This is a genomic window from Shewanella sp. 10N.286.54.B9 (genome assembly GCF_041468565.1).
Classification (GTDB): domain Bacteria; phylum Pseudomonadota; class Gammaproteobacteria; order Enterobacterales; family Shewanellaceae; genus Shewanella.
Genome location: NZ_JBFRIY010000038.1, coordinates 201,850 through 214,546, shown reverse-complemented (window position 1 = coordinate 214,546; position 12,697 = coordinate 201,850). Strand labels below are relative to the sequence as shown.

Below are 12,697 nucleotides of genomic sequence, written 5' to 3'. Positions count from 1 at the left end.
ATCGCTCAAGCCTTGTACTAAAATAATTGAATTCGAACAAAAAATAAGCTCGAAAGATCAACAGCCCCTAGCTATGCTTTCTTAAAAATGGAACAACTAAGTTATCTCCTTCAGTGGCTGATATCTTCAGTTTTAAACTCTTCCATAATCAATTCGGTAAATAATCGACCAGCTCTCCCTAGCGGGCGTTCCATCGTTGATACTAGCTGAGGTGTAAAACTAAAACGATTGCCACCACTAAAATCGACTTCAGCTAATTGACCGCTATTAAGCTCATCAGCAATCAGAAAGTCAGGCATCCAGCCAAACCCTAGCCCCATTAGCAGCGCATTCTTCTTCATAATAAAGCCAGACAAGTAGAACACTTTATCACCGCCAAATTGCAACTCATCACGATGCAACTTTTCTGGTGAGGAGTCCTCAATAGTAAGTTCAACATGTCGCTGCAATTCAAACAGGCTGATATTTTTCTCACTAGATAATGGATGACTAGCCGCTGTGACTAATATACTGGTGATTTCAGGCAAAGGCTGAGGCCGGTAATTGGGGCCAGTTCGATAATCCTTTACCAACATTAAATCAGCACTATCGCGTTCAAAACGTTCTTGAACTCCCCCTAAAAACTCCATATTAAGTTGCACTTTTGTGGGGATCTGCTGCTCAGCCATTCTTTTTAGCGCACGCATAATAGGTTTCATTGGCAGCGCACCATCAACCACCAACTCAAGCTTTGGCTCCCAACCTTCACTGAACCTGCTGGCTAAATGCTCAATATTAGTCAGATACTGCAGCAGCCTCTGCCCTTCAGCCAGAATAACTTTACCTTCAGGTGTTAATTCAGCACGGTACTGATCGCGACAAAAAAGGTTTACACCTAGGTGTTGCTCTAGCTTCTTAACTTGGTAGCTCACCGCAGACTGCGCTTTATGCAATCGTTCGGCAGCCTTAGCAAAACTGCCCTCTTCCACCAGCACTTGCAGCACTTTAAATGCGTCGACATCAATGCGCATATTGTTCTCCTAGCGTAAACACAAACATACCATCTAAAAATTAGATTGAGTTAGGTTAATTATTATTCTTTTTTTTGCGGTTGTTAGCAACTAAATTGATAACAAGATCACATTATTTGAATAAGTGCCAACGCACACAGGAAGGAAAGCCAGTATGCCATTTTATGTGAAGCAGGGAGAGATCCCTACCAAGCGCCATATCACATTCAAAAAAGACAATGGGGAGCTTTATCGTGAAGAGCTATTCTCTACCCATGGCTTTTCCAATATCTATTCGAATAAATATCACCACAATATGCCAACAAAGGCACTTGAAGTTGCCCCGTATAGCCTAAGTCACGGCGCAGCCTGGCAAGACTCGTTGATTCAAAATTATAAGCTTGATACTAAACAAGCTGATTGTGAGGGCAACTTCTTCAATGCTCGCAATAAAATTTTCTTCAATAACGATGTTGCTATGTATACAGCTAAAGTGACTGAAGATACCGACGAGTTTTATCGTAACGCTTATGCCGATGAAGTCATTTTTGTTCACGAAGGCGAAGGGACGTTACTAAGTGAATATGGCGCATTAGCAGTAAAAAAGTGGGATTACCTCATCATTCCAAGAGGGACCACCTATCAGCTTAAATTTGATGATTATAAGGCTGCTCGTCTATTCGTTATTGAGTCTTCGACCATGGTTGAAGTTCCAAAACACTTTCGCAATGAATATGGACAGATGCTCGAATCGGCGCCCTATTGCGAACGAGATATTCGCACCCCAGTTTTGCAAGAGGCGATTGTTGAGAAAGGTAATTTCTCATTAGTGTGTAAATTTGGCGACAAGTATCAGCTAACCGCTCTAGAGTGGCATCCGTTTGATCTCGTCGGTTGGGATGGCTGTGTCTACCCTTGGGCGTTCAATATTCAAGAGTACGCACCCAAAGTGGGTAAGATCCACCTACCGCCATCAGATCATATCGTCTTTACCGCACATAATTTTGTGATCTGCAACTTTGTGCCACGCCCTTATGACTTCCACCCACAATCGATCCCGGCGCCTTATTACCACTCAAATATCGATAGTGATGAGGTGCTTTATTATGTCGACGGTGACTTTATGAGCCGCACAGGTATCGAAGCCGGTTATATGACTTTACACCAAAAAGGTGTGCCTCATGGACCACAACCAGGAAAAACAGAAGCCTCAATAGGCAAAACAGAAACCTACGAATACGCAGTGATGGTCGATACATTCGCCCCACTCAAATTGACTGAACATGTAAAAAACTGCATGAGCATCGACTACAACCGTTCTTGGATTGAAAGTTAAACTTAACCAAGAGCAACAGCCATCAACGTAATGGCGACTAAGAATTGATAAAGGACATAACAATGGCAAGCGAACAAAACCCACTAGGCTTACTCGGTATCGAATTTACTGAGTTCGCGACTCCTGAGCAAGATTATATGCATCAGGTATTTATTGATTTTGGCTTTTCGTTACTGAAAAAGTCGAAATCTAAAGAGATCCTTTACTACAAGCAAAATGATATTAATTTCCTGCTTAATACCGAACGTAAAGGTTTTTCTGCAGAGTTTGCTAAAAGTCACGGCCCTGCAATTTGTTCAATGGGCTGGCGTGTTGAAGATGCACAGTTTGCTTTTGAAGGCGCTGTCGCACGTGGTGCAAAGCCTGCTGCTGACGATGCTAAGGATATGCCATATCCTGCTATTTACGGTATTGGTGACAGCCTTATCTACTTTATCGATACTTTCGGTGAGTCAGATAATATTTACGCCACTGACTTTGAAGATTTAGCTGAGCAAGTCATCACCCAAGAAAAAGGCTTTATTGAAGTTGATCACCTAACTAACAATGTTTACAAAGGTACCATGGAGCATTGGTCAAACTTTTATAAAGATATCTTTGGTTTCACTGAAGTTCGTTACTTTGACATTAAAGGTTCTCAAACAGCACTTGTGTCATATGCTCTGCGCTCTCCTGATGGAAGCTTCTGTATTCCAATCAATGAAGGTAAAGGCAATGACAAAAACCAAATCGATGAGTACTTGCGTGAGTACGACGGCCCTGGTGTTCAGCATCTTGCCTTTAGAAGTCGCGACATTGTTGGTTCATTAGATGCAATGGAAGGCTCTTCAATTGAGACCTTAGATATCATCCCTGAATATTACGACACTATCTTTGAGAAACTGCCACAAGTGAGCGAAGATCATGACCGTATTAAGCATCACCAAATATTGGTTGATGGTGATGAAGACGGATATCTGCTACAGATCTTTACCAAAAATCTTTTTGGGCCAATTTTTATTGAGATAATTCAACGTAAAAATAACCTTGGTTTTGGTGAAGGAAACTTCAAAGCCTTGTTCGAATCAATTGAACGTGATCAGCAGCGCCGTGGTGTGCTCTAAACAATAGCTTGTAACCCGCTTTTCTCGCTGAATAAACCAGCTTAAGTCTATAAAATGACTAAGCTGGTTTTTTTATACCTAGCGTTCACTAAATTTCGATTTGCAACTGCAGTTATCTTCTCTACAATGGCGCTCAGTCTCAAGACTGACCCTGAGTATTCTAACTTAAGAGATCTGCCACCTCATGCCCGATATTGCACTACTCGCCGTATTTCTGCCGACCTTCTTTTTTGTGTCGATTACCCCTGGTATGTGTATGACACTGGCAATGACATTAGGCATGAGCATTGGTGTTAAACGAACTTTATGGATGATGGCCGGTGAACTTGTGGGAGTTGCGCTGGTAGCCGTTGCTGCAGTTATGGGCGTTGCCAGTATCATGCTCAACTATCCTGATGTATTTGCAGTCCTTAAATGGGTTGGCGGTGCCTACCTTGGCTATATAGGGATCAACATGTGGCGCTCAAAAGGTAAAATGGCGTTAACTGATGATCTCACAGTCCCAAGTGTCGGAAACCTTGAGCTGATGACCCAAGGTTTTGTTACCGCCATTGCCAACCCTAAAGGCTGGGCATTTATGGTATCTCTTCTCCCACCTTTTATTAATGTCGAGCGAGAAGTAGCACCACAATTGGCTGCGCTACTGGGGATCATTATGTTTACCGAATTTACTAGCATGTTAGCTTACGCCACTGGCGGTAAAAGCCTGCGTATATTCTTGAGTCGGGGTGATAATATCAAATGGATGAACCGCATTGCCGGCTCATTAATGATAGGCGTCGGTTTTTGGTTGGCACTGGGTTGAACAATCAACCCGCTGTTCTTCCAAACTAAAAACCTTTGCTAATGGCTTAATCAGCGGCTTGTCGATAAGGCAACTTGCTGGCGAGTTGTTGCATATAGATCTTAATATTGTCAGCCTCTTGCAGAGTAAAACTTTCAATAGCGCTGCGAAATTCTGGATGCGTGATCTCATGAGTTGAGTAAGTGGCGATAGGTTCAAACCCTCGAGCCACCTTATGCTCACCTTGCGCACCAGCGTCAAATACTTGTAGTTTCTCAGTGATGCAGTATTCAATCCCTTGATAGTAGCAAGCTTCAAAGTGCAAGCCGTCGATATCGACCAAACTCCCCCAATAGCGACCGTAAAGATGAGTTGTAGACTTAAAATACAGTGCTGATGCGACGACCTGCCCTTGCGTATCTTGCACCAATAGCAGCAACACATTATCAGGCATGGTATTAGCCATCGACTCAAAAAACGCTAGATTTAAGTAGCCCGCATGCCCTGAGCGTTTTGCATAGGTTTGTCTATAACAGGCGTAAAAACTTTGCCACATTGCTGCCGTGGTATCACTGCCAGCAATAAACTCAAATTTCAAATTATGTGGCGTTAGTTTAGCGCGCTCTTTATTGATGACTTTACGTTTACGCGAGGTCAATGATATTAAAAAACCATCAAAATCCTTATACCCTCTATTGTGCCAGTGAAACTGAGTACTCAGCCTCGTTAAACATGCTTTCTCAGCGGTATTAACTTGAGACATATTGCTGAACTGCGCTTGAGGGAGGAATAAACAGTGCCAGCTAGAGAAACCGTTTTCTATCGAAATATCACTAAGCACCTGCGTAATTGCATCGTAAACAATTTGCAGAGGCAGATCAGCGGCGATGCCAATTCGTTTGCCTGTAACTGGGGTAAATGGAATTGCAGAGACAAGCTTTGGATAGTAAGGAATTTGATGCCTTTCGTACGCTTCAGCCCAGGCCCAATCAAAAATATATTCACCATAAGAATGACTTTTTATATACAAGGGCATTACAGCGACAATATCAGTTAGATGGTACACAACAAGATGTAATGGTTGCCAGCCTGTTCGCTGGCAAACACAGCCACTGCGCTCCAGAGCTGCCAAATAAGCATGCTTATTAAATGGGTTATTATCATCCATTAATCGGTCCCAAGTTTTAGGACTGACCGCATCAATACTTTCAACAAATTCAGCCCTGAGCTGAAAATCACTATTTAGGCTTGTGCTTTCTTTGGCTTGCTGCTTATCCAAACTCTTTAATCTCTCCCTTGATATCTAGGCACTTTCAATCTAACCATCAATATAGATGATTAATCTATCGCTATTGCATTTATACCCGATAAGCGGCACATTGCTAGTCTAATTTAAGAGTTGAACGGGGCTTCCCCCAAGATAATCAACCTCTACAGACAATAAACAAAGGATTGAAAATGCGCTCGTTTAAGGCCTTAGCATTTGCTATTTCGATGGCAATCCCCCTCACGACTCTAACACTAACCGCCAGTGCACCGCTATCGGTTAGTGCTGCCGAGACATCTATCTATAGCCATATGGCTACCGCTCACCCAGTTTGGGCTAAACACGGTATGGTTGCTAGCCAAGAAACATTAGCAACCCAGGCGGGTGTAGCAATACTTGAGCAAGGCGGTAATGCGGTAGATGCCGCCGTCGCGGTAGGTTTTAGTCTAGCGGTCACCTTACCAAGAGCGGGGAATATTGGTGGCGGCGGTTTTATGTTGGTACATCTAGCAGAGCAAAATAAGACTATCGCAATTGATTACCGAGAAATGGCTCCAGCTAAGGCGCACAAAGATATTTTTCTAGATGAGAAAGGTAACGCAGTAAAAAAGCTTAGCCGCGAACATGGTCTGGCTGTAGGGGTACCTGGGACAGTGATGGGGATGGAACTCGCACTAAAGCAGTACGGCACGATGACCATGGCTCAGGTCACTAAAACTGCAATCGATTTGGCTAAAAATGGCATAGTCGTTACCCCTGATTTAGCTTCTTCACTATCAGGGTTAAAGAGACGTATTGCCCAATGGCCAAGCTCTAGAGAGATTTTCTACAAAAAAGATAACACTGACTACCAAAGCGGTGAAATCTTAAAACAACCAGAATTGGCGAATTCATTGTCGTTAATCGCAAAACAGGGCAGCAAAGGATTTTATCAAGGTGAAACGGCCGAAAAGATCGTCGCAGCAGTTAAAGCCGCCGGTGGCATAATGACCCTTGATGATTTAAAACAATACCAAGCTATTGAAAGAAAGCCTGTATCGGGTAATTATCGCGGCTATCAAGTTGTTTCTATGCCGCCACCCTCATCAGGTGGTATCCATATTATCGAGATGCTCAATATGTTAGAGCAATATCCGATAGGAAAACTTGGCCACAACAGCGCCGCCACTTTGCACCTAATGACTGAATCAATGAAGCGGGCCTATGCCGATCGCAGTGAGTATTTGGGCGATCCTGACTTTGTTAATGTGCCGGTTGATGCTTTGACCAATAAAGAGTACGCCAAAACACTCTCAAAAAAAATTGTCATGAATAGGGCTACGCCTAGCAGCGAAATTAAACCCGGTAAACTCGCGCCCTATGAAAGTAACCAAACTACCCATTATTCTGTGGTGGATAAATGGGGCAATGCGGTATCCAATACTTATACCCTTAATTTTAGCTATGGTTCAGGCTTAGTTGCCAAAGGCACTGGCATATTACTTAACAATGAAATGGATGACTTTTCCGCAAAACCTGGAGTGCCCAACGGCTTTGGCTTAATCGGTGGTGAGGCTAATGCTGTTGAGGGTAGAAAACGACCATTGAGTTCCATGAGCCCGACTATCGTAATGAAAGACGGTAAACCGTATATCGTTACTGGTAGTCCTGGTGGTTCTCGCATTATCACCACGACCTTGCAAGTTATTATGAACGTGATTGACCATGACTTTAACATCGCTGAAGCGACCAATGCCGCTCGAGTTCACCATCAATGGTTGCCTGATGTATTGCGAGTGGAACATACGTTGAACCTCGATACTCGTCAGCTGTTGGAGGAGAAAGGTCATAAGGTAAAGGTCAATAACTCTATGGGTTCGACTCAATCAATCATGGTGACTGAACAAGGTATATTTGGCTCATCAGATCCACGTCGAGCAGGTAGTGCGACCATAGGTTACTAAATTAACGACTAGCACCGATTATCAGATAAGCTTTAGCAACAATGCGCTTTCATCATTCATGGAAGCGCATCTTTTGAAGGGAGAAATCCTTACCAAGCTCATTCTGGGTAACGTTTTTTCATTTTGGCAATTGAGTCGCTGATCAATTCAGTCAATACAACTAAATCTACGTCACTTAACCGCTTTATATATAAACATGACTTACCGGTTTTATGTTTACCAAGCTTAGGTAGAATCTCTTGGTAATCACCAAAACCATTCATAAGGTATATAGTGATATCATTTTTTCTTGCTGCAAAACCCGTTATCGGCCAATCTCCTTCACGACCAGAAGCATAGCGGTAGTGATACTGGCCAAAACCTATGATGCTACCCCACATGACAGCAGGTTGTTTGGATACAGTGGAAAACAATTGCAGCAGTGCTTGGCAATCTTCAAGCTTTTGACCTGAGAGTTTCTGTTCTAGAAACAGAGAAGCATCCACACTGTTAGGTTGTGTCTTTAATGGCTTATTCACTAACCTTGTTACAGGTTGCGTCTTTTTCTTTGCAGTATCAACGCCCTCAGCCATCTTTGCCCCTCTCTGTTAATAATACCAATCGGCATGAGTATAACCATAACAATGCCAATCTCTTTAAATAGTGTAGCTGCAAACATTAACAGTGTAATAAAAAGGGCAAAGCGAACGCTCTGCCCTTTATACGGGATTGTGCTACTCATTACAGACTAAAAGTCTTTTTCACCTTTAATGACTTCAGGGTAGCCAGATATCGCTCGAGATGTTTGCATTCCCGCCATGGTTGCCGCTTCAACGCAGCTTGCATTAATCCCCGTTTTAATCCAATCACCAGTCACAAACAGGTTATCAATACCGGTACCATCAGTATCGACTCGGTATTGAGTACTGCCCTTTACTGACATCACATAACGCTCAGAAGGATCAACATTAGCGCGCCAGTATTGGCTATCAAATCTAGCGACTCCAGTCGCATCGTTTTCATCATGAAGCCACTGCCAAGGGAATCCGCCAGTTGTCACCGCTGATTGGCTGCCTGGAGCTGGCACATTATCCCAAAGCTTATAGATTTGGTTATCTAACTGCCCTATGGCACCCGCTTTTGCTATTGATGTTTTATGAGCTTGGAAACCAGTTTCAGACGCTGGCGGGTAATGCTCAACAGGTAGTGCAGAGCAAAAATAGCTCGCATTTTTGGGTTGAACGCCCTGCCAGTCTTCCATCTTAATCAAATGCGTTAGCGACGCCCAAGTATCAAACGGTTCAGTAAACCCAGACAATACAGGCTCTTCGCCATTATCAGGCCTTAAAGGCCAGCCCATGCCCGCTAAATCTTGATCCAGCCACAGTTGATAAGCCTGCGTGGCAACCGTTTTTACTTTCTCAACACTTTTCCTTAAAACTTCACTTTGCTCCATGACCTCTTTAGCCACATGAGGCACTGAGCCAATAGACAAACCAAATATCACCTTGTCAAAATCTTTACCCTTTACTAGCCGCTTTTTAGGCAATGGCTGCCCATAATGGGCCTGATAAACCTCCTGCCAATTACTCCAGAAATGCTCCAAATTTACATCATGTTGCTTAATCAATTGCGCTTGCGTTTCATCGAGTTCTTCGAGTTTAGGTTGGCTTGGCCAACAATCAAGCCCCTTAACATCAACAAGTGGCGAGTACGATTCAACGCCCTGCTTTAGTGCCACTTGCTCTGTGATCTCTATCGCCTGAATACTGTGGTTTACACACTCTAAATTGTCGACTTGATTAAAGAAGTGAAAATTAACTCCACGACGTTTAAGCACTTCATAGTAAGGCGTAAAGACGGTATCGCCCATACCAGCCTGCATCTCCCACATCACCCCGCCTTGGTAGCACAGTGCAATCCGCATCATTGAACGGATAATGGTACCGGCTTCCAAGTTAGGATTATCAAAATTGCCTTTTTCATAGGCAAACACCAGATCGTAAAAACCACGCACTGGCGCAGAATCAACAGTAAAGGTTTGATTCGCACCGTGCTTAGTTAACCACTCACGGTAGTCATAATCGTTAATAACATCAAAGCCATGCTTAAATACATCATCAACGAACATGCCTTTTAAGATGGTTAAACCCAGATCAGCTGCAATATATAATCTACGCAGTTCATCATTAGTCTCTAGCTTGTCGACAAAACGCTCTTCTAAGCGGGATCTAAAGGCATCCACCGCAGATTCAACAAATCCACCTTCATCTTCGGTATCATGGTGGTGAGCATCACAGTCTTTACCAATCATCTGGTTAAAATGACACTCTAATTTATCGACCAGTGACGACAAGCTCTCTTTAGCGTCATCTATCGAGTCTTCTATTTTGTCATTTAGTTCTTCAAACCATTCGCGGCTAAACCAGTGCACCGGTCTGGCTGACTCTTGCGTCTTAGCGGTGTCTTCCTCTTCCAAGGCATCAAGCAAGTCATCCATCTCAGTTAACCAATGACGGATCCAGCTAAAGGCTGCCTTGACGACTTTCCAAAGCGTTAATATTTCAGTGCTATCTCCAGGGATCCCGCTGCGCTCAGGAAACTGAATTGGCCAACTGTCTGATTCACCACCAACATCCTCTTGCAACACAATAAAATTATGTGGTTTAAAGGCATCTAAGAAAGTGGCTAGCGGGGTACCAGCGGGCCTATCGAGTTCTTCATAAGCCTTACGCATCAAATTAAAGGCATTTTGGTAAAAACCAAACCAGATATGCAGTCCATGCTCTTCGATACGTTGACCTTTTTCAGCATTACGTCCACTGGCGCCTTTACCACCAATTCGCCAACCCATCTGATAAACATCAATTTCATAGCGGTTCTGCCAACCGGGCTGCTCAGTTAAGCACGCCGCAGCAGTCATTGCCGCCACACCGCCGCCTAAAATGGCAATTTTCTCTTTCTTTAGGGTTGAGTTATCGACTAATACTTCACCTTGGGGAACTTCAAAGTCAAAGTTAACGTGGTAAGGCAGCAATACATTTTGTTCACCTAGTTCAACGCCTAACGACTCTTTAAATGAAAAAGAGGCATTATCAAACACAGTCGCTAGCAAATCATTTTCTAATAGCGAAATAGAGTGCACTTTATTGACTTTAGCCGGCGCTGCTGTAATTGCTTGGTAAACGGCTTTATCGCCTGCACTGTCAGGTAGTTGCTTTAAAAATACCTGGTCAATAGCAGGTTTAAATAACAAACTAAATAACTGCTGCTCGCCCAATTTATCGAGTTCTGGGATAAAGTCGGTCTGTGCTTTGAATAGATCCCAAGTTTGCCCAATTGCCTCAAGAGCTGATAACTGATATTCTTCAGCGGCTTCGCAGTCAACACTTAATAACGGATGCATTGCCAATTCACTATCTTGTGAGAAATGCTTAAAGCTTTTAGCAGAAAGGCTGAGCTTAGTTAGCGGTTCTCCAACTTCAGGCATCTCGTATTCACACATGTACTTAGGGTAACCGAACAACTCACGTCCATTAATGAGTGCCATGGCGTCATTAACAAAAATATGCAGCGGGTGAAAATAGACATGGCTGATATCATCACTGTCACTGCTATTTTGGCGGCCCACCATGACCCAAGTAACAATGTCTGTTTCTTGGATCCAGCCCTTGTCTCTATCTTCTGGGTATTTAGAGTAGGCTTTATCAACCCGAGTAAAACTGGTTAACACATACGGCGAAAGTACTTTAAAGTACATCGTACTACCTGCCACTTGATTGAGGCACTTATCAATAGAGCACTGTAGGTTGGCCATTTTTCCTTTCATAAAAAAGCCGTACATATCTGCTTTACTTAAAATGAGTGGCGAGTGCATTAACATTGAGCCGGGGGGATAGATGAAGTTGGGGCGTTGAGCGTCCATTGCCTAGATCCTTGCTGGTAAAGAGTAGTGATTTCGCCCGTACTTTGCTGCTCGGGCTTTTTAGAAAACAAACTTCCCAGTAAGCTAATTTATTTATCAAAAAATAACAACGTTGAATGCTTGTCAGTATCTCCTTAACCCATTGAACATAAGTAAAGAACACAAGGTTCTCACTTTTAAGCACTATATTAGCGAGGCAGCAATCATTAATCACAATTGCCGCCTCATCTATATAGTTAAAACAGTTTGGCTACTTAAGGCTAGTGATACTGCATTAGTTTTTCGTCTGCTTGCTTAATGGCTGCAAATGCTTCTTTTTCTAGCTGACGTATTCTTTCAGCTGACACGGCATAAGTTTCAGATAACTCAGAAAGAGTGCTTCTTTTGTTGGCTAGCCAACGAGAATGAACAATATTACGACTACGCTCATTCAGCGTTTCCAGCGTATTCATAAGTTTTGACTTGTTATGTTGTTGCCATTGCGCTTGTTCAATATTCTCCGCAAGATCTGACGATTCATCGACAACAAACGCTTTTTGAGCGCCCTCTTCTCCATCTTCATTAAGTGTTGCATCAAAGTTGTCATCACGTGCAGCCATTCTTGCCTCCATCTCTTCAACGGTGTCGACTGGTATATCTAGCTTTTCAGCAAGTGCGATTGCCTCTTGCTTACTAAACCAACCCTGATGGGTTTTGTGACTTCGAAGATTAAAAAATAGCTTGCGCTGATCTTTAGTAGTAGCAACTTTGACTAGTCGCCAGTTCTTCAATACATACTCACAGATCTCGGCTTTTATCCAATGTACAGAAAACGTCGATAAACGGACTCCTGCGCGGTAGTCGAATTTCTTTACCGCTTTTAGTAACCCTATATTTCCCTCTTGGATTAGATCCTCAAAAGGTAATCCATAGCCTTTAAATCCTTTTGCTATATGAAGCACAAAGCCGAGCAGTGAAGTACTCAACTTATCCAAGTAATACTTGCCTCCAGTTTCACTATAGCGTTTTGCGAGTTCACGCTCTGCTTCAGCGTCTAAACGCGGAATACTTCGAGCAAATTGAATGTAACTATCTACGCTTGATGAATTAGATGCTGACATATGTAAACCTTCCATATAGATTTGTAGCCATATTGTGCCCTGCTCAACAGATTTAGCTGACGCAAGAAACACCAATAAAGAATAAAAGTAATTGGCAAGCCAATCTCGTTGAGCTTTGCCGTGTCGAATATGGTGAGGAAGTTTAAAGAACTTGGGAAACGATACATAAAAAATACATAACCAATAGCTAAAACCACAACAGAACCACATCAAGCAATTGATATAAAAAGAAAAAACAATATATAGTTCAATAAAAAATGGCAAGGTAGGA

General features: G+C 42.9%; 9 protein-coding genes. 4 read left to right on the top strand and 5 right to left on the bottom strand.

Annotated elements, in window-relative coordinates:
• Positions 1 to 110: 110 nt before the first annotated feature.
• Entirely contained in the window at positions 111 to 1,010 is a 900-nt protein-coding gene (locus AB4135_RS14600) for a LysR family transcriptional regulator (protein WP_371993992.1), read from the bottom strand.
• Positions 1,011 to 1,164: 154 nt separating this feature from the next.
• On the opposite strand from AB4135_RS14600, the gene AB4135_RS14595 reads away from it, so the two are divergent.
• From AB4135_RS14595 to AB4135_RS14585, 3 genes are all read left to right on the top strand, one after another.
• Positions 1,165 to 2,325, top strand: a complete 1,161-nt coding sequence (locus AB4135_RS14595) for a homogentisate 1,2-dioxygenase (RefSeq protein ID WP_371993990.1) — start codon at positions 1,165 to 1,167, stop codon at positions 2,323 to 2,325.
• A 62-nt stretch (positions 2,326 to 2,387) separates the two neighbouring features.
• Positions 2,388 to 3,428 carry a 4-hydroxyphenylpyruvate dioxygenase gene (hppD, locus tag AB4135_RS14590; RefSeq protein ID WP_371993988.1) on the top strand — a complete coding sequence of 347 codons (1,041 nt, stop codon included), beginning with the start codon at positions 2,388 to 2,390 and terminating at the stop codon, positions 3,426 to 3,428.
• A 184-nt stretch (positions 3,429 to 3,612) separates the two neighbouring features.
• Positions 3,613 to 4,233: a LysE family translocator gene (locus AB4135_RS14585; RefSeq protein WP_371993986.1), complete on the top strand. Its 621-nt coding sequence runs from the start codon at positions 3,613 to 3,615 to the stop codon at positions 4,231 to 4,233.
• Positions 4,234 to 4,279: 46 nt separating this feature from the next.
• Here AB4135_RS14585 and AB4135_RS14580 read toward each other — a convergent pair whose 3' ends face one another.
• On the bottom strand, positions 4,280 to 5,491 hold the full coding sequence (locus tag AB4135_RS14580; protein WP_371993984.1) for a GNAT family N-acetyltransferase: 1,212 nt from the start codon (positions 5,489 to 5,491) through the stop codon (positions 4,280 to 4,282).
• A 179-nt stretch (positions 5,492 to 5,670) separates the two neighbouring features.
• Between AB4135_RS14580 and ggt the strand changes: the two genes are divergently transcribed.
• The gene (gene ggt, locus AB4135_RS14575) at positions 5,671 to 7,422 is read left to right on the top strand and encodes a gamma-glutamyltransferase (protein WP_371993982.1); all 1,752 of its coding nucleotides are present in this window, start codon (positions 5,671 to 5,673) and stop codon (positions 7,420 to 7,422) included.
• 98 nt (positions 7,423 to 7,520) lie between these two features.
• On the opposite strand, the gene AB4135_RS14570 is transcribed toward ggt, so the two are convergent.
• The 3 genes from AB4135_RS14570 to rpoH all read right to left on the bottom strand — a co-directional run bounded on the left by AB4135_RS14570 (position 7,521) and on the right by rpoH (position 12,441).
• Positions 7,521 to 7,994, bottom strand: a complete 474-nt coding sequence (locus tag AB4135_RS14570) for a DUF1801 domain-containing protein (RefSeq protein ID WP_371993980.1) — start codon at positions 7,992 to 7,994, stop codon at positions 7,521 to 7,523.
• A gap of 155 nt (positions 7,995 to 8,149) precedes the next feature.
• Positions 8,150 to 11,326, bottom strand: a complete 3,177-nt coding sequence (locus AB4135_RS14565; RefSeq protein WP_371993979.1) for an NAD(P)-binding protein — start codon at positions 11,324 to 11,326, stop codon at positions 8,150 to 8,152.
• Positions 11,327 to 11,586: 260 nt separating this feature from the next.
• Positions 11,587 to 12,441: an RNA polymerase sigma factor RpoH gene (gene rpoH, locus AB4135_RS14560; protein ID WP_371994003.1), complete on the bottom strand. Its 855-nt coding sequence runs from the start codon at positions 12,439 to 12,441 to the stop codon at positions 11,587 to 11,589.
• Between the last annotated feature and the right edge of the window lie 256 nt (positions 12,442 to 12,697).